Source organism: Lentzea sp. NPDC051213 (assembly GCF_044455585.1).
Classification (GTDB): domain Bacteria; phylum Actinomycetota; class Actinomycetes; order Mycobacteriales; family Pseudonocardiaceae; genus Lentzea.
In genome coordinates this window covers 107,811-123,694 of the sequence record NZ_JBITEX010000003.1, presented here as the reverse complement: position 1 = coordinate 123,694, position 15,884 = coordinate 107,811, and the positions used below count along the sequence as shown (strand labels likewise).

Here is a 15,884-nt window from a genome sequence, read left to right as displayed (position 1 = left end):
TGTTCCTCGAAGGGCCCGGCCTCGTGGCCGGGCCCTTCGTCGTGCGGGCGGTGCGGAACTCGACGACCATTCCGTGCGTTGCACCGGGCACAGGTCAGGGAGAGGGTTTCGCACATGAAGAAGGCGTTGGCCGGCCTGCTCGGCCTGGCGGGTGTGGCGTGGGCGTTGCGAGACGTGCCGAGACAGCTGGGCGGCAAGCCGGACCCGGTGGAGATGTCGCGCTCGCCGCGCTACCGCAACGGCAAGTTCCACAACGACAAGGAAGTCAGCACGGTCCCCGACCGCGACTCGTTCTCCGTCCGCGAGTTCATCTTCGGCGGCGAGGACCGCAAGCCGTCCGCGGCGGTCCCCTTGGTGGGTCCGGCCTCGCCGGTGTCGTCCGGGCTGCACGTCACCTGGTACGGCCACGCGTCGGCGCTGATCGAGATCGACGGCGCCGCGGTGCTGCTGGATCCCGTGTGGAGCGACCGCGTCTCGCCGTCAGCCCACGTAGGACCCAAGCGCCTGCACCCGGTTCCGCACGAGTTGTCGGATTTGCCGGTTCTCAGCGCGGTGGTGATCTCGCACGACCACTACGACCACCTGGACATGGAGACCGTGCAGGCGCTGGTAGCGGGTTCGTCCGCGGTGTTCGTAGTGCCGCTGGGCCTGGCGGCGCACCTGCGGCGCTGGGACGTGCCTTCCGACCGGATCGCCGAGCTGGACTGGGACGAGTCGTTCTCCGTGGACGGTTTCACGCTCACTTGCACTGCGGCGCAACACTTCTCGGGCCGCTCGGTCCAACGTAACGTCACGCTGTGGGCGTCCTGGGTGATTGCGCGCGGGTCCCGTTCGGTGTTCTACAGCGGAGACACCGGGTACTTCCCGGGGTACAAGGCGATCGGGGCCGCGCACGGCCCGTTCGACGTGACGCTGATGCAGGTCGGCGCGTACGGGGATGCCTGGCCGGACATCCACATGACGCCGGAGGAGGGCGTGCAGGCGTTCGAGGATCTCGACGGCGGGCTGCTGATCCCGGTGCACTGGGCGACGTTCAACCTGGCCCTGCACCCGTGGACCGAACCCGTGGACCGGGTGTGGCGCGAGGCGAAGGCCCGTGGGCTCTCGTTGGCGGTGCCGCGGCCGGGGGAGCGGGTCGATGTGGACGCGCCTGGCGAGGTTGACGGGTGGTGGCAAGCTCTCGCCTGACAACTTCTGAGGAACGGCCGCGGTGGTGGCGTTCCTCGCCTCCGAGCGGTCAGGTGCCGGCGGTCAACGGCGGGGCGCACCTGGGCCGGAATCCCGAAGCCGGCGGATGCCGCGCAGCACCTCATCGCGGTGCTTCGCCGACTTCAGCCAGACCGGCAACTTCGCGAGAATGGTCATCCGCCGGACCGACGACACCGAAGGGTCTTCGCGCAGCGTCGCACCCACATAAGACTCCAGCAGGTCGAGATGCTCGCCGTTCAGCGCCCACAGCGTGTGCCCGGCGCAAGGCGTGCGCAGCCACAGATCGGGCACGAACCGTTGGTCATCCCAGCACCAGGTGCGCTTGTAGGGCCGTACGTGAGCGCACGCCGTGCAGGTGAGACGGCCAGACGCCACGACCGCCTGCGCCGAGCACGCCGGACACACCACGAGCACCGGGTGCGCGGCCACCTCACACAAGCAGTCGCCGGAGTCGCGGTGGCGAGTCATGCCCAAAGCATGCACCTGGGACGATGAACAGGTGACACGAATCGTTGCCGGCACCGCAGGAGGCCGAAGGCTGAAGGTGCCGCCGAAGGGCACCCGCCCCACCTCCGACCGCGTACGAGAGGCCCTCTTCAGCTCGCTAGAAGCGATGATGGACCTGGACGGCGCGAAAGTGCTGGACCTGTACGCGGGATCGGGGGCGCTCGGATTCGAGGCGCTGAGCCGAGGCGCAGGGCACGCGACGTTCGTGGAGTCGGACAAGCGGGCCGCCGAGGTCCTCAAGGCCAATGCGAGGGAACTCGGTTTCACCAACACGACGATCACGAACCGCACTGCTGAGGCGTACGTCACAGCCGAAGGTCAGAACAAGGAAGACCAAAGCAAGTTCGACGTCGTGTTCGCCGACCCGCCGTACGCGGTGACCGACGACGAGCTCGGCAAAGTGCTGCACGGGCTGGCCGGGCGACTCGCCGAGGACGCCGTGTTGATCGTGGAGCGAGCTTCGCGAAGTGGCGAACCAGCTTGGCCGAGTCAGGTAGAACCCTTGCGTGCCAAGCGTTATGGCGACACCGCCGTGTACTGGGGTCAGGTGCGTTCTGATGGGTGATGAGAACCACGCACCCACCTGGAGGCGTCCGATCGGGTGCTAACGTCCGGCTCATGACGCGTGCCGTGACGCCCGGCTCCTACGACCCGGTAACCAACGGTCACCTGGACATCATCGAGAGAGCTGCGCATCTCTTCGACGAGGTCGTCGTCGCTGTGCTCATCAACAAGACCAAGCGCACGCTGTTCTCCGTCGAAGAGCGGATGGAAATGCTGCGCGAGGTCACGGCACCGTGGCCCAACGTCCGCGTGGACTCGTGGCACGGCCTGCTCGTCGACTACTGCCGCGAGAACGGCATCAAGGCCATCGTCAAGGGCCTGCGTGCGGTCACGGACTACGACTACGAGCTGCAGATGGCGCAGATGAACCACCAGCTCACCGGGGTCGACACGCTGTTCATGCCGGCCACGCCCGCGTACTCGTTCCTGGCGTCCTCGCTGGTCAAGGAGGTCGCGACGTACGGCGGCGACGTCAAGACGCTGCTGCCTGCGTCGATCGAGCAGCGGCTGCAGCAGCGCCTCGCCGAGACCCGCTAGAAGCCGAGACCCGCTAGAAGCCGAGACCCGCTAGAAGCGGAGTCCCGCTAGAGGCGGAGACCCGCTAGAGCGACAGCTTCATCCCCACGTGCGACGCGGTGAACCCGAGCCGCTCGTAGAACCGGTGCGCGTCCACCCGTGACGCGTCCGTCGTCAGCTGCACCAGACCGCAACCGCGGGCGCGTGCCTCGTCGACGGCCCAGCGCACCAGCTGTTCGCCGAGGCCGCCACCGCGCTGGTCGGAACGCACCCGGACGGCCTCGATGGTCGCGCGGGTCATGCCCTGCCGCGACAGGCCGGACGTGAACGTCAGCTGCAGCGTCCCCACGACGACCCCGGAAGCGACGGCCACCGCGAGGAACTGGTGCGGGTCGGCGTCGATCACCTCGAACGCCTTCAGGTAGCCGGGATCGCCCGGCTTTTCCCGAAGTGCCCCGAGCGGATCGTCCGCCAGCATCGCCACGATCGGGTCTACATCCGCGGCGGTGGCCCGCCTGATGGTGATCTCCACGCGCGTCCCCCTCGTCACTCCGGCAAATCCTGACACGCCCTGCCGATCTCCCTCTTTCGGGGAGATCGGCAGGGCACACTTGTGAGTGGGATCCACAGGGGTTAGGGAGTGAGACGTGTACCGGGTGTTCGAGGCACTCGACGAGCTCGTCACGATCGTCGAGGAAGCACGCGGAGTTCCGATGACCTCGGGCTGCGTCGTGCCGCGCGGTGATGTGCTCGAACTGCTCGACGACGTGCGCGATGCGATCCCTGCCGAGCTCGACGACGCGCAGGACGTGCTGGACCACCGCGACGAGGTCGTCGGCAAGGCCAAGCACGAGGCCGAGTCCGGTGTGTCGAAGGCACGCGCGGACTCCGAGCGGATGCTCGCGGAGGCGCAGGCGGAGGCCGAGGCGATGCTGTCCGACGCGCGCGCACGCGCCGAGCGGATGATCGCCGAGGCGGAGGACCAGGCGGAGCGCACCGTCGCCGCCGGTCGGCAGGAGTACGACGACCTGGTCGGCCGTTCGCACGCGGAGGCCGAGCGGATGATCCAGGCGGGCCGGGCCAACTACGAGCGCGCGACCGAGGACGGTCGTGCCGAGCAGACCAGGCTCGTCAACGAGCAGGAGGTCGTCCGGGTGGCGCACGCCGAGTCGGCGCGCGTGCTCGACGCCGCGCAGAGCGAGGCGATCCGGCTCCGTTCGGAGTGCGACGCGTACGTGGACAGCAAGCTCGCGGACTTCGAGGACCTCCTCGCGCACACGCTCAGGTCGGTCGGCAAGGGCCGTTCGCACCTGCGCGGACCGGCCGTCGCGGGGGCTTCGGCGCCCTTCGACTACGGCTCCTGACGAACCAGACGGCCCGGGACACGCCTGAACGTGTGATTCGCGCTACGTCGGACAGGTGCGATCACCTGCCGATTTCACGCGTGAGGGCGTCGTCCCGTACCCTGGACCAGCTGGACGTGGTAGGTCCCCGCCGGCAAAACCCGAAATCATGACTGAGCATCGTCACGCGTCCACGCGTCCCACAGCATCCAGTCCCTGGGTCATCGACACCAGGGACATCGGCCGTCGCGCCGGGTTGAGCCGACCCCTCGTGAGGTCGGTCCCCGGCGAAGGTGTCGGGCTGCTCGGGGTGATCGCGGTGCCCGAGAGCGGGGAAGTCGAGCTGGACCTCCTGATCGAATCGGTCGTGGAGGGCCTGCTCGTGTCGGGGACAGCGTTCGCGAAGGTCGAAGGGGAGTGCTCGAGGTGTCTCGAGCCGCTCACCGATGAGGTTGAAGTCCGGGTCACGGAGCTCTACGCGTGGCCGGACAGCACCACGGACGAGACCACTGATGAACACGAGGTCAGCCGGATCGTCAACGATCTGATCGACCTCGAGCCTGTGGTGCGGGACGCCATCGTTCTCGCACTGCCGCAGGCGCCGCTCTGCGAGCCGGACTGCAAGGGGCTTTGCTCCGAGTGTGGTGGCAGGTGGGCGGAGCTCGGGCCCGACCACGGGCATGAGACGATTGACCCTCGTTGGGCCGCGTTGCAAGAGCGGTTCAGCGATGACAACTCGGAGGAGAAGTAGTCGTGGCCGTCCCGAAGCGGAAGATGTCGCGTTCGAACACCCGTGCGCGTCGTTCCCAGTGGAAGACGTCTGCCGTGCACCTGGTGGCGTGCTCCAACAAGGCTTGCCGCCAGCCGAAGCCGCAGCACGTCGCCTGCCCGGCCTGTGGTCAGTACGCTGGCCGCCAGGTCGCTCAGCCGGCCTGATCTCCTCGGCGACGTAGTGGGGGGAAAGCCGCCGCGCGCACCGCAAGCGGACCGCGCGGACCTGCTCGAAGCGCTCGGCGTCCACCTGGACGCCGAGCTGCTCGTGCTCTCGCTCACCCACAGGTCTTACGCGTACGAGAACGGCGGCTTGCCGCCGAACGAGCGTCTCGAGTTCCTGGGAGACGTGGTGCTGGGGCTGGTCGTCACCGACCACCTCTACCGCACTCACCCCGACCTTCCCGAAGGTCAGCTCGCGAAGCTCCGCGCCAGCGTGGTCAACATGCACGCGCTGGCTGGCGTCGCGCGCAACCTGGGTGATGGCGGGCTCGGTGCACACCTGTTGCTCGGTCGTGGCGAAGAGCTGACCGGCGGCAGGGACAAGGCGAGCATCCTCGCCGACGGCCTCGAAGCCGTCATCGGTGCGGTGTACCTGCAGTTCGGTATCGATACCGCACGAACGTTCGTTCACCGGCTGTTCGATCCGCTCTTGGCCAAAGCTCCGCTGTTGGGTGCTGGACTGGACTGGAAGACAAGCCTGCAGGAGCTCACCGCTCAAGCCAGTCTCGGCGTCCCGGAGTACCGCGTGGACGACCAGGGGCCGGACCACCGCAAGGAGTTCACCGCCACGGTGCTCGTCGGTGGCCAGCCCTACGGCAAGGGTGATGGGCGCACCAAGAAGGAAGCCGAGCAGAAAGCCGCAGAAGCGGCTTATCATGTTCTGTCGGAGCGGGTACATGCCGAGCAGGAGTCGGCTGTCTCCGCCAACCGACAGAATGGCGCCTCGGTGACGCCAGGGACCTCCCCAACCGAGGAAGACTGAGACCGCAATGTATGCGACCAGGTACCGCACCAACCGCCGCAGCCGCTCCGCCGCTCGCGGTCCGGTGAACACCTCCCGCAACGGAGGAATCCAGGGACTTGTGCTGGTCAGGGACACGAGCCGGGCAGGTGTGTGGGTGCTCAAGCCCACCAAGCCGCAGGCCGCCGTGATCGAGGCGCAGCCCGTCGACGAGGGCAAGTCCGAAGACTGACGTGCCCGAACTCCCAGAGGTCGAGGTCGTGCGACGCGGCCTCGACGCTCACGTGTCCGGCCGGGTCATCTCCTCGGTAGAGGTCCTGCACCCACGCGCCATCCGCCGGCACGATCTCGGCGCCGCTGACTTCTGCGCGCGTCTGGTCTCGCAACCGATGGTGGCAGCCAGGCGCCGCGGCAAGTACCTCTGGGTAGAACTGGCCGACAAGGCCGCCATGCTCGCTCACCTGGGCATGAGCGGCCAAATGCTCGTCGAGGCGTCAGACGCCCCGGACGAGAAGCACTTACGCGTCCGGTTCCGGTTCGCCGACGGCGGCCCGGAACTGCGCTTTGTCGACCAGCGAACCTTCGGCGGCCTCGCGCTCGCCGAGCTCGTCGAGGTCGACGGGGACCTGGTGCCGGACACGGTCGCGCACATCGCGCGCGACCCGATGGACCCTTCTTTCTCCCGTGAGGCTGCCGTGCGCGCGTTGCGCCTGCGTCACACGGAGATCAAACGCGCCCTGCTGGATCAGACCCTCGTCTCGGGGATCGGCAACATCTACGCCGACGAGGCGCTGTGGCGCGCCAGGCTGCACGGCACCCGGATGACGGACAAGCTGGCTCGCGCCAAGGCCGCTGAGCTGCTGGAACACGCCACCGATGTGATGGCGGAGGCGCTCGGGCAGGGCGGGACGTCGTTCGACGCCCTCTACGTCAACGTCAACGGGCAGTCCGGGTACTTCGACCGGTCCCTGAACGCCTACGGCCAGGAGAACCGGCCGTGCAAGCGGTGCGGCGCCGCGATCATCCGCGAGCCGTTCATGAACCGCTCGTCCTACTCCTGCCCCCGCTGCCAGCCGCGTCCGCGCGTCTGATCCACGGCTCGGCCAACCCTTCTCGCACCCCCGCGTCCTACAGGTGTGCCGTCACCCACCTGCGTGGACTTCTCGTGCACACGTTCGTCCACGCCAAATGATCTCGAGCCTGTAACGCGCGTTAGACAGTACTGCGCACTGCGTAGTACTGTTCACCGCGCAACAGTGCGGGAGGGGTCGATGGACACCAGTCAGCTGCTCAAAGGGGTGCTGGACCTGGCCGTTCTTGCGGTTCTGCGCAAGGACGACGGGTACGGGTACGACGTGGTGCGCAGATTGCGCGCCGGGGGACTGAACGACGTGGGGGATGCGTCGGTGTACGGCACGCTGCGACGGCTCTACAACGCGGGGATGCTGACCTCGTACGTGGTGCCGAGCGAAGAGGGACCGAACCGCAAGTACTACAGCATCAACGAGACAGGGCGGCTTCGCCTGATCGAGTCGGGGAACACGTGGCGGTCGTTCGCCAGCACGCTGGACGGCTTGCTCGGGGAGGTCGCATGAACACGCAGGCGCTCGGCGTCGAGTACTACCTGGCCGGGATGCGGGCGGCGCTCGACGACCTGCCGGCCAACGAGGTCGCCGAGATCATGGAGGACGTCGAGGCGCACGTCGCCGAGCTGTCCACGGAGCTCGGGGAGAACGAGACGCTCGAGCAGCGGCTCGGCACTCCCGAGCAGTACGCGCAGGAGCTTCGCCAGGCCGCCGGCTACCCGCCGCGGACCGAGCGACTGCCGGTGACCACGAAGAAGAAGCTGCTCACCAGGCCGCGGGCGGCGGCGTGGGGGTTGGGCGGTGCCACGGCCCTCACCTTGCTGCTGGGGCCGGCGGCGCTGAGTGAACCGGCGGTGCTGCTGGTACCGGCGGTGATCCTGGTGCTCAGCCTCGCGCTGGTGCACGACCGCGGGGCGGCGCAGGCCGAGATCATGGACCTGCCGGAGACGCATCGGATCAAGAAGTGGCTGACGCTCGAGGAGGGCACGCCTGCGGAGCGGGCGTTGACCTACCTGAAGTCGTTGCAGACCGCCTGGTGGTTGGTGCGGGCCGGCTTGCTCGGGCTTGGGGCCGTGTTGCTCGCCGGCCGCGACATCCTGGGATTCCTCTGCGTTGCCGCGATTGCCGTGGTGTCGGTGTTCGCGGGGCCGCGGGCCAAGATCGACCGGCGGTGGCTGTGGTTCAGCCTGCCGGCCTCGGCGCTGGCGGTGGGACTGTTGGTCCAGGTGATCGACGTGACCGCGGACCAGCTCGCGTACAACACGTCACGCTCGTCGTACCCGCAGCCGATCGTGCAGAACCACGAGAACATCTACGCCTACGACGAGAACGGCAAGTTGCTCACGAACGTGCTGTTGTACGACCAGGACGGCAATCCCATCAACGCGCCCCGGCAGTACTACGGCTGTGGTGGCAGTGACCCGGAACCGATGATTCCGGCTAACAGGTATCCGCGTCCGAAGATCGACTATGAAAACGGCGCCTGTTACACGGTGGCACCGAGCGTGTCCGCTCCGTCATCAACGTCGAGCACGCCGTCGCCGAGTTCCAGTGGCGAACCTTCCAGCTCGGTGCCACCCACTTCGGTGTCACCCAGCAAGTAATCCTGGAGCGGGACCTGTCGGGGGGTCCCGCTCCTACTTGATTTCCTGCGGTTCGGCCAGGTGGCGCAATACCGGCATGGCCGAACGCAGGAGTTCTCTGTCTTCTGGCGAAAGTTCGGCCATTCTTTCACTCAATAGTTCGGCTTCGCCGTGAGCGAGCGACAGGATCGTCTCGCGACCAACTTCGGTGAGCACGACTATCGTCGCTCTGCCGTCAGCCGCGTCGGGCTCCCTGCGTACTAGGCCGGTGCCTTCGAGGCTGGTCACAACGGTTGTCGCGGTCGGCTGCGAACACAGCGCGCGCACCGCGATCTCCCCGATCCGCATCGGGCCGTGGGAGCTCAGTTCTGACAGCACCAATAACTGGGTGGGTTGCAAACGGCGGGCCGGAGCAGCCTGCCGAAGACTTCGCACCAGCCGGTGCACTGCCACCACGAGTTGAAGAGCTTCGTGGTTGGTGACGGTGGTGGGCATCGTTTCTCCGCGCGCATGTGATTGTCCTAATTCGGACACGAACCCTGGCACTTTCCCTCATTCACGCTCTGCGCGCTATCCGCCAACTGCCGATAACCCATTCGGCCGTTGTGGTGACCGGGCCTGTCACGGCGCGCGTCCGACACACTTAAATGTGCTGGTAAACGGCGTAAAAAGCGCAGCGAGGCTCACTCGAACGGGCGTCGTGCTGAAGGATGATTCAACGAGTCAGATCTCAGGACAAAGATGTGGGAAGGAGCACTTGCCTGGCCGGGCGGCCCAGTGCGTACCCCCGAACGGTCGACCTGGCTCCAGGAGCAGACTGGTCAGGTGAGTGCGAAACCCAGGCGTGGCGAGCTCCGCATCTACCTCGGTGCAGCTCCCGGGGTCGGCAAGACCTTCGCGATGCTCGGCGAAGCCCACCGCAGGCGGGAACGCGGCACCGATGTGGTCGTCGGATTTGTGGAGACCCACGGTCGCGCGAAGACCGCCGAACTGGTCGACGGCCTGGAAATCGTGCGGCGCAGACACTCCACGCACCGCGGTGTCGAACTCACGGAGATGGACGTCGACGCCGTGCTCGCCCGTGCGCCGGAGGTCGCGGTCGTCGACGAACTCGCGCACACCAACGCGCCGGGGACGCGTAATGCAAAAAGGTGGCAGGACGTAGAAGAACTTCTCGACGCCGGCATCGACGTGCTGTCGACGGTCAACGTTCAGCACCTTGAATCGCTGAACGACGTCGTTCAGCGCATAACGGGCGTTTCTCAGCAGGAAACGGTGCCGGACGAGGTCGTGCGCAAGGCTGCGCAGACGCAGCTCGTCGACCTCACGCCGGAGGCGCTGCGCCGCCGGCTCGCCCACGGCGACGTCTACGCCGCGAACAAGATCGATGCCGCCCTCGGCAACTACTTCCGCGTCGGCAACCTGACGGCGCTGCGCGAGATCGCGCTGCTCTGGGTCGCCGACCAGGTCGACGTCGCACTGCTGCGCTACAGGGCCGAGCAGCAGATCACCGACACGTGGGAGACGCGCGAACGTGTCGTCGTCGCCATCACGGGCGGCAAGGAGAGCGAGACGCTGATCCGGCGCGCGCGGCGCATCGCCACGCGCGCGGGCGGTGACCTGCTCGTGGTGCACGTTCTGCGTGGTGACGGCCTTGCGGGCGCCGACCCGCACTCGCTGACGAAGTACCGCAAACTCGCGGAGGACGTCGGCGCCACGTTCCACACGGTCGTGGGTGATGACGTGCCCACGGCGCTGCTGGAGTTCTCACGCGGCGTGAACGCCACTCAGCTTGTGGTCGGCACGTCACGCCGTTCACGGTTCGCGCGCATGTTCTCGGCGGGCATCGGCTCCACGGTCGTGCAGGAGTCCGGCGCGATCGACGTCCACATGGTCACGCACCCGGCGACGACCAGCGGCTGGCGTGCCCGGTTCGCGGTCAGTCCGCTGAAGCCGAGCAGGCTCGCGTGGGGCTGGTTCCTCGCGGTGGCCGGGCCGGCGGCGGTGACGGCGGCGGGAGCGACGCTGCGGGGCAGCCTGAACTTCTCCACGAACGTCATCGCGTATTTGCTGGTCACGCTCGTCGTGGCGATCGTGGGCGGGCTGGGGCCGGCGATCACCACCGCGCTGCTCAGCGCGTTGCTGCTGAACTTCTTCTTCACCGAGCCCTTCTACACGTTCACGATCGACGCGCAGCAGAACGTGCTCACCTTCTTCGCGATGATCGTTGTGGGCGTGTCGACCGCGCTGGTGGTGGACTACGCCGCCCGCCGCGCCACGCAGGCAGCGCGCGCACGGACCGAGGCGACCCTTCTCGCGTCGTACGCGCGCACCGTGCTGACGAACCCGTATCCGCTGGCGCGGCTGCTGGAGAAGGTGAAGGAGAACTTCGGCCTGACCTCGGTCGCGCTGCTGGAACGCGCGGACGGCGAGTGGGAACGCGTGGCGTGCGTCGGCGTGAGCCCGCCCGACGAGCCCGACGAGGCGGACGTCGACATCGCGGTCACCCCGGACGTGCATCTGGCGTTGCGCGGACGTTCGCTGCCCGCGTCCGACCGCCGGGTGCTGGAGGCGGCGGCGGGCCAGGCGTTGCTGGCGCTGCGGCAGCAACGGATGGCCGACCAGGCGCTGGAGGTTCAGCGGCAGTCGTCGAAGGCCGAGCTGCGCACCGCGTTGCTCTCCGCCGTCGGCCACGACCTGCGCACCCCGCTCACCTCGATCAAGGCGTCCGTGGGCTCGTTGCGAGACCCCGAGCTGCGGCTGTCGGAGTCCGACACCGCCGAGCTGCTGGAGGCGGTCGAGGAGTCGGCGGACCGGCTCACCGGCCTGGTCGACAACCTGCTCGACTCGTCCCGGCTCGCGACCGGCGCGGTCGAGCCGCTGTTCCGCTCGGTCGGCTACTACGAGGCGGTGGCGCGGGCGTTGCGCGGCCTGACCGGCGACATCGAGGTGGACGTCCCGGAGTCGCTGCCGCCCGTGCGCGCCGATGTCGGCCTCCTGGAACGCGTGATCGCGAACGTCGTCGGCAACGCACTGCGCTACGCCGGCGCCGTGGCACTGCGGGCCTCTGCACACGGCAACGAGGTCGAACTGCGCGTGGTCGACCACGGCCGCGGCCTGCCCAAGGGCACGGCGGACGAGGTGTTCGCCCCGTTCCAGCGCCTCGGCGACCGCACGCCGGGTGGCGTTGGTCTCGGTCTGAGCGTGGCGAAGGGCTTCACCGAGGCGATGGGAGGCACGATCGACGTGGAGGACACGCCCGGCGGCGGCCTCACCGTGGTGATCTCGCTCCCGGCCGATGAGAGGGTGCCGTGACGAAAGTACTGGTGGTCGACGACGAGCCGCAGATCGTGCGCGCTCTGCGGATCAACCTCGCGGCCCGCGGCTACGAGGTGCTGACCGCTCACGACGGCGCCACGGCACTCGAACTCGCGGCCGACGGCAAGCCCGATGTCGTTGTTCTGGACCTGGGTCTGCCGGACATGGACGGCACCGACGTGATCGCGGGCCTGCGCGGCTGGACCAGCCTGCCGATCATCGTGCTCTCGGCTCGCACCGACTCGGTGGACAAGGTCGAGGCGCTGGACGCCGGTGCCGACGACTACGTGACAAAACCGTTCGGCATGGACGAGCTGCTGGCGAGGCTTCGCGCCGCGGTCCGCCGCTCGGCCGCCGCGGGTTCTGAAGACGAGCCGATCGTGCAGACGGCGTCCTTCACGGTCGACCTCGCGGCCAAGCGGGTGCTGAAGGACGGGGCCGAGGTCCACCTCACGCCCACCGAGTGGGGTCTGCTGGAGGTCCTGGCGCGCAACGCGGGAAAGCTCGTCGCGCAGAAGCAGCTGCTGCGCGACGTGTGGGGACCGGCGTACGAGAAGGAGACCCACTACCTGCGCGTCTACCTCGCGCAGTTGCGGCGCAAGCTGGAGCCGGAGCCCGCACGGCCGCGGCACCTGCTGACCGAGCCGGGCATGGGCTACCGCTTCGAGCTGTGACGAGTCGTCAGGGCTTCGTGGGCGGCGCGGACGAGCTGGAGCTCGAGGATGACGACGGCGGCGCGGTGGACGACGACGCCGAAGAAGAAGGAGAAGACGACGGCGGTTCGGTCACCGACGTGGGCGGGTTGGTCTGCGTCGGCGACGGCTCGCCGGGGTTCGTGGTCTGCCGCGGCTGTTCGGGGGCGCCGGGCTTCGGCTGCTCCTGCGGCCGGGCGGCCTGCTTGCGGTCCGGCGTGGCCGAGGACTTCGCCGCGCCGGAGGACACGGTGACGACGACGGTGCTGGTGCTGCCGTCAGGCGCCACGCTGGTGATGGTCTGCACGACGTCGGCGGACGTGCGCTCCGGGCTCGACTCGTGGCCGGAGGCGGCGAGCATGGACGCCACCGTGGCGAACAGGGTCGCTACCACCACGCCGCCCGCAGCCAGCATGACCGCCGTGCCCACGCGCTTCTTCGGGGCCGGCTCGGCCGGTGACTGCGCATGATCTTCCTCGAACACACCTATCTCCTCGGGGGAAACCCGGTCGGATGGACTTGCGTTCGAGTTATCGGCGGAAACGCACCAAAGCCTCAGTGCTGCCACACCTTCGTGTAGCACTGAGTCACTAGTCGGTGACTGGCGTAACCCTACGGCGTCGGATTCGTTGGGGGCGTGGTCGTCGTCGTGGTCGTGGTGGTTGTCGTCGTGGTCGTGGTCGACGAAGTCGTGCTCGACGTCGACGACGAAGTGACGACGGGCGGCGGGTCCTCGGTCGTGACGGTCGTGGTGGTGCCGTCAGGACGCGTGATGGTCGTGATGCGCGTCGGCTTCTTCGACGTCGTGGTGGTCGAGGTCGCCGTCTCGGAGGACGACGAGGTCTGCTCGACGGAGGACGGCGTGGACCCGGTCGTCGGCACGATGCTCAGGGCGTCGCGCACGGCCTCCTTGCGCGGTGGCTGCGTCGACGGTGTCTCGGAGGCGGAGTCCGAGCCGGCCGCGAGCGAGGCGACGGCGGCGAAGACCGTCGCCAGCACGACGCCGGAGGCGGCCAAGATGATCTGCGGTGCACCGCGAAAGCGCGAGCGCGAGTCCGGTTCCGGGCTCTCGTACACGAAGTTTCCCCTGCTCAAAGCGTCAGCGGCCGAAGTTCTGGGTCCACAGATTGCCGCGGGTGTCGAGGCCGACGCCCATGGTCGTGAAGCTGCAGTTCTCGATGTTGTCGCGGTGGCCCTTGGAGTTCATCCAGCCCTCCATGACCTTCTCGGGCGTGGTGTAGCCCTTGGCGATGTTCTCCCCGCCGGGGTTCGGATAGCCGGCGTCCGACATCCGCTTGGCGAACGTGGTGCCGTCCGGCGACGTGTGCGAGAAGTAGTTCTTGGTGGCCATGTCGGTGCTGTGGCCCTGTGAGGCCGTCGTGATGCGGTCGTCGATCACGAGTGCCTTGCAGCCCTTCGCGGCGCGGGCGTCGTTCACGAGTGCCAGCACGGCCTGCTCGGGCGTCTTGTTCGACGGCGGCTGCGGCTCGACCGGCTTCGGCGACTCCGGGGGCACCACGCTGGTGGGGGCCGTCGGTGCTGAGGAGGAAGGGGGCGGCGCCGTCGACGACGATGTGGTGGGAGCGGAGGACGACGCCGAGTCCGTGGGGGTGCCGACACCGGTGTTGCCGGAAGGTGTCTGTCTGTTGGGTGCTGCCGCGTTTCCGGTACCGAACTGGTTCGCTGCTTCGGACGTCTCCTGCTGGGCGGCTGTCGTGAAGCTGATGCCGAGAGGAGAGGTGCCGGTGACGGCGAGACCGCCGATACCGGTCGCACCGATCAGCAGGCCGAGTAAGAGGCTGCGGGCACTCACGGGTCGGCACCGTACCACTAATGGGTGACAACCCCAGAGTGCGTGTTCGGTCACCTCGCGTGACTACGCAACCATTCGGGGGTGGATGTGCGACTAAACGCGTGGGTGCGAGGACGGGTTCAGGGCGTGGGTTTTCGCTGGTGGACGCGAGCCAGGGCGCTAGAACTGGGCCTGGTGGGCAGCGCTTCGAACCGGCCGGACGGTCGGGTCGAGGTGGTGGCCGAGGGTCCGCGGGAGAAGTGTGAACAACTGCTGGCAGCTCTCCGTTCGGGTGAAACCCCCGGGCACGTCGAATCTGTCGGTGAGCAGTGGTCAGAGGCCAGGGGCGACCTGGCCGGGTTCGTCGAACGCTGAACCCTTCGCTGTGTTGAACCTTATTCGGGCAAGTGGCGTAGTAGGTGAGCGTGGACTCCGGCGAAGACGTCCTCATCCAGCTCTACGAGCGCTGGCGAGGCCCGTTGCTGCACTACGTGCTGCGGCTGGTCGACGGCGACTACCAGCAGGCAGAGGACGTTGTGCAGGAGACGTTGCTTCGCGCGTGGCGGCACCACGACGAGCTGAACCCGGACGACGCGGCGCCGTGGCTCTACACGGTCGCCAAGAACCTGGTGATCTCCGGCTACCGCCGCCGCAACGCACGGGCGACCGAGGTGCCGCTCGAACCGGTGGACCTGCCACCGGTCAGCGACCAGGTCGAGCACGTGCTGCAGACGTGGCAGATCGCGTCGGCGCTGCGGGCGCTCACGCCTGAGCACCGGACGGTCGTCATCGAGCTGTACTACCGCCGCCGCACCGTCGCGGAGGCCGCGAAAACGCTCGGCATCCCGCCGGGCACGGTCAAGTCGCGCTGTTTCTACGCACTACGTGCGCTGCGCGACGCTTTGGAGGAGAGAGGGGTGACCGAGGCGTGAGCTGCCAGCACGGCGTCGACGTCGGCGCCTACCTCTTCGGATCGCTCGACCTGAAGGAACGATCCGCGTTCGAACGTCATCTCGGCGACTGCGACACCTGCCAGGCCGAGATGCTGCGGCTCGCCCCGCTGCCGGGCCTGCTCGGCCGCCTGTCCCTGGAGGACGTCGAGAAGCTCGACGACCTTCCCGTTGAGCCGCCGCAGCGGAGCAACAACCACCGCCGCGTGCTCGTGCTCTGCGCGGCCGTCCTCGCGACGCTGGCGCTTGCTGGCGGAATTCTGTTCCTGCGGCCTTCACCTGCGCCGACGTGGGCTGCGCAAGATCAGGGAACAGGCGTCGAGGCCAGCGTCTCCATGGTCACGAGGTCGTGGGGCACCGAAATGCGGTTCAAGCTCGGCAACGTGAAGCCGGGCGCGCGGTGCAAGGTCGTGGTGTTCAGCAGGGAGGGTCAGCGCGAGATCGGTGGCTGGTGGGGGTCTGATCATGCCGCTGACGAGGAGATTCCCGGTTCGACGTCGTTTTCGCTTGATCGGATCGATCACCTGGAAGTGTCAGACGAAAGCGGAATCTTGGTTACTCTCCGTCCATAGAAATGCAGGTCACGGCCC

General features: G+C 67.9%; 22 protein-coding genes. 17 read left to right on the top strand and 5 right to left on the bottom strand.

Annotation, left to right across the window (positions count from 1 at the left end; all coding sequences use genetic code 11):
* Positions 1-114: 114 nt before the first annotated feature.
* Positions 115-1,188 (top strand): MBL fold metallo-hydrolase, encoded by a 1,074-nt coding sequence (locus ACIA8G_RS14065; RefSeq protein ID WP_396418829.1) that lies wholly within the window; start codon positions 115-117, stop codon positions 1,186-1,188.
* Positions 1,189-1,251: 63 nt separating this feature from the next.
* Here ACIA8G_RS14065 and ACIA8G_RS14060 read toward each other — a convergent pair whose 3' ends face one another.
* Positions 1,252-1,677, bottom strand: coding sequence for a TFIIB-type zinc ribbon-containing protein (locus ACIA8G_RS14060; RefSeq protein ID WP_396418828.1), 426 nt, complete (start codon positions 1,675-1,677; stop codon positions 1,252-1,254).
* Positions 1,678-1,708: 31 nt separating this feature from the next.
* On the opposite strand from ACIA8G_RS14060, the gene rsmD reads away from it, so the two are divergent.
* Complete coding sequence (rsmD, locus tag ACIA8G_RS14055) at positions 1,709-2,281, top strand: 16S rRNA (guanine(966)-N(2))-methyltransferase RsmD (RefSeq protein ID WP_396418827.1); 573 nt, start codon at positions 1,709-1,711, stop codon at positions 2,279-2,281.
* 53 nt (positions 2,282-2,334) lie between these two features.
* Entirely contained in the window at positions 2,335-2,817 is a 483-nt protein-coding gene (gene coaD, locus ACIA8G_RS14050) for a pantetheine-phosphate adenylyltransferase (protein WP_396418826.1), read from the top strand.
* A 64-nt stretch (positions 2,818-2,881) separates the two neighbouring features.
* On the opposite strand, the gene ACIA8G_RS14045 is transcribed toward coaD, so the two are convergent.
* Positions 2,882-3,274, bottom strand: a complete 393-nt coding sequence (locus ACIA8G_RS14045) for a GNAT family N-acetyltransferase (RefSeq protein ID WP_396419658.1) — start codon at positions 3,272-3,274, stop codon at positions 2,882-2,884.
* Between the two features lie 169 nt (positions 3,275-3,443).
* On the opposite strand from ACIA8G_RS14045, the gene ACIA8G_RS14040 reads away from it, so the two are divergent.
* From ACIA8G_RS14040 to ACIA8G_RS14005, 8 genes are all read left to right on the top strand, one after another.
* A complete protein-coding gene (locus tag ACIA8G_RS14040; RefSeq protein WP_396418825.1) occupies positions 3,444-4,160 on the top strand; it encodes a DivIVA domain-containing protein in 717 nt (238 codons plus the stop codon).
* A 148-nt stretch (positions 4,161-4,308) separates the two neighbouring features.
* Positions 4,309-4,890, top strand: a complete 582-nt coding sequence (locus tag ACIA8G_RS14035; RefSeq protein WP_396418824.1) for a YceD family protein — start codon at positions 4,309-4,311, stop codon at positions 4,888-4,890.
* A gap of 2 nt (positions 4,891-4,892) precedes the next feature.
* Positions 4,893-5,075, top strand: a complete 183-nt coding sequence (rpmF, locus tag ACIA8G_RS14030) for a 50S ribosomal protein L32 (protein WP_030467958.1) — start codon at positions 4,893-4,895, stop codon at positions 5,073-5,075.
* A gap of 16 nt (positions 5,076-5,091) precedes the next feature.
* Positions 5,092-5,895, top strand: a complete 804-nt coding sequence (gene rnc / locus ACIA8G_RS14025) for a ribonuclease III (RefSeq protein ID WP_396419657.1) — start codon at positions 5,092-5,094, stop codon at positions 5,893-5,895.
* A gap of 7 nt (positions 5,896-5,902) precedes the next feature.
* Positions 5,903-6,106: a hypothetical protein gene (locus ACIA8G_RS14020; RefSeq protein WP_396418823.1), complete on the top strand. Its 204-nt coding sequence runs from the start codon at positions 5,903-5,905 to the stop codon at positions 6,104-6,106.
* Between the two features lies 1 nt (position 6,107).
* A complete protein-coding gene (gene mutM / locus ACIA8G_RS14015; RefSeq protein ID WP_396418822.1) occupies positions 6,108-6,965 on the top strand; it encodes a bifunctional DNA-formamidopyrimidine glycosylase/DNA-(apurinic or apyrimidinic site) lyase in 858 nt (285 codons plus the stop codon).
* 180 nt (positions 6,966-7,145) lie between these two features.
* A complete protein-coding gene (locus ACIA8G_RS14010; protein ID WP_396418821.1) occupies positions 7,146-7,469 on the top strand; it encodes a PadR family transcriptional regulator in 324 nt (107 codons plus the stop codon).
* Positions 7,466-8,563 carry a DUF1700 domain-containing protein gene (locus tag ACIA8G_RS14005; protein ID WP_396418820.1) on the top strand — a complete coding sequence of 366 codons (1,098 nt, stop codon included), beginning with the start codon at positions 7,466-7,468 and terminating at the stop codon, positions 8,561-8,563. The genes ACIA8G_RS14010 and ACIA8G_RS14005 overlap by 4 nt, the downstream gene beginning before the upstream one ends.
* Before the next feature lie 33 nt (positions 8,564-8,596).
* Here ACIA8G_RS14005 and ACIA8G_RS14000 read toward each other — a convergent pair whose 3' ends face one another.
* The gene (locus ACIA8G_RS14000) at positions 8,597-9,037 is read right to left on the bottom strand and encodes a MarR family winged helix-turn-helix transcriptional regulator (protein WP_396418819.1); all 441 of its coding nucleotides are present in this window, start codon (positions 9,035-9,037) and stop codon (positions 8,597-8,599) included.
* Between the two features lie 246 nt (positions 9,038-9,283).
* Here ACIA8G_RS14000 and ACIA8G_RS13995 point away from each other — a divergent pair, with 246 nt between their 5' ends.
* From ACIA8G_RS13995 to ACIA8G_RS13985, 3 genes are read left to right on the top strand one after another with little or no spacing between them, the layout of a single operon-like run.
* Positions 9,284-11,857 carry a DUF4118 domain-containing protein gene (locus ACIA8G_RS13995; RefSeq protein WP_396418818.1) on the top strand — a complete coding sequence of 858 codons (2,574 nt, stop codon included), beginning with the start codon at positions 9,284-9,286 and terminating at the stop codon, positions 11,855-11,857.
* Positions 11,854-12,534: a response regulator gene (locus ACIA8G_RS13990; RefSeq protein ID WP_396418817.1), complete on the top strand. Its 681-nt coding sequence runs from the start codon at positions 11,854-11,856 to the stop codon at positions 12,532-12,534. Before ACIA8G_RS13995 ends, ACIA8G_RS13990 begins: the two co-directional genes overlap by 4 nt.
* Positions 12,531-13,022, top strand: a complete 492-nt coding sequence (locus ACIA8G_RS13985; protein ID WP_396418816.1) for a hypothetical protein — start codon at positions 12,531-12,533, stop codon at positions 13,020-13,022. The genes ACIA8G_RS13990 and ACIA8G_RS13985 overlap by 4 nt, the downstream gene beginning before the upstream one ends.
* Positions 13,023-13,164: 142 nt before the next feature.
* Here the strand turns inward: ACIA8G_RS13985 and ACIA8G_RS13980 are convergent, their stop codons facing one another.
* The gene (locus ACIA8G_RS13980) at positions 13,165-13,629 is read right to left on the bottom strand and encodes a hypothetical protein (RefSeq protein ID WP_396418815.1); all 465 of its coding nucleotides are present in this window, start codon (positions 13,627-13,629) and stop codon (positions 13,165-13,167) included.
* Positions 13,630-13,651: 22 nt separating this feature from the next.
* A complete protein-coding gene (locus tag ACIA8G_RS13975) occupies positions 13,652-14,365 on the bottom strand; it encodes a CAP domain-containing protein (RefSeq protein WP_396418814.1) in 714 nt (237 codons plus the stop codon).
* Between the two features lie 81 nt (positions 14,366-14,446).
* Here ACIA8G_RS13975 and ACIA8G_RS13970 point away from each other — a divergent pair, with 81 nt between their 5' ends.
* Genes ACIA8G_RS13970 through ACIA8G_RS13960 form a run of 3 tightly spaced genes read left to right on the top strand, consistent with a single transcriptional unit; the run spans position 14,447 to position 15,866 of the window.
* Positions 14,447-14,719: an acylphosphatase gene (locus ACIA8G_RS13970; protein WP_396418813.1), complete on the top strand. Its 273-nt coding sequence runs from the start codon at positions 14,447-14,449 to the stop codon at positions 14,717-14,719.
* Between the two features lie 50 nt (positions 14,720-14,769).
* On the top strand, positions 14,770-15,276 hold the full coding sequence (locus tag ACIA8G_RS13965) for a sigma-70 family RNA polymerase sigma factor (RefSeq protein WP_396418812.1): 507 nt from the start codon (positions 14,770-14,772) through the stop codon (positions 15,274-15,276).
* The gene (locus ACIA8G_RS13960; protein ID WP_396418811.1) at positions 15,273-15,866 is read left to right on the top strand and encodes an anti-sigma factor family protein; all 594 of its coding nucleotides are present in this window, start codon (positions 15,273-15,275) and stop codon (positions 15,864-15,866) included. The genes ACIA8G_RS13965 and ACIA8G_RS13960 overlap by 4 nt, the downstream gene beginning before the upstream one ends.
* Positions 15,867-15,884: the final 18 nt, after the last annotated feature.

Coding starts and splice junctions, on each gene's coding strand:
- ACIA8G_RS14065 (WP_396418829.1), top strand. CDS start 115: ATGAAGAAGGCGTTGGCCGGCCTGCTCGGCCTGGCGGGTGTGGCGTGG.
- ACIA8G_RS14060 (WP_396418828.1), bottom strand. CDS start 1,677: ATGACTCGCCACCGCGACTCCGGCGACTGCTTGTGTGAGGTGGCCGCG.
- coaD (WP_396418826.1), top strand. CDS start 2,335: ATGACGCGTGCCGTGACGCCCGGCTCCTACGACCCGGTAACCAACGGT.
- ACIA8G_RS14045 (WP_396419658.1), bottom strand. CDS start 3,274: ATGCTGGCGGACGATCCGCTCGGGGCACTTCGGGAAAAGCCGGGCGAT.
- ACIA8G_RS14035 (WP_396418824.1), top strand. CDS start 4,309: ATGACTGAGCATCGTCACGCGTCCACGCGTCCCACAGCATCCAGTCCC.
- ACIA8G_RS14020 (WP_396418823.1), top strand. CDS start 5,903: ATGTATGCGACCAGGTACCGCACCAACCGCCGCAGCCGCTCCGCCGCT.
- ACIA8G_RS14010 (WP_396418821.1), top strand. CDS start 7,146: ATGGACACCAGTCAGCTGCTCAAAGGGGTGCTGGACCTGGCCGTTCTT.
- ACIA8G_RS14005 (WP_396418820.1), top strand. CDS start 7,466: ATGAACACGCAGGCGCTCGGCGTCGAGTACTACCTGGCCGGGATGCGG.
- ACIA8G_RS14000 (WP_396418819.1), bottom strand. CDS start 9,037: ATGCCCACCACCGTCACCAACCACGAAGCTCTTCAACTCGTGGTGGCA.
- ACIA8G_RS13995 (WP_396418818.1), top strand. CDS start 9,284: ATGTGGGAAGGAGCACTTGCCTGGCCGGGCGGCCCAGTGCGTACCCCC.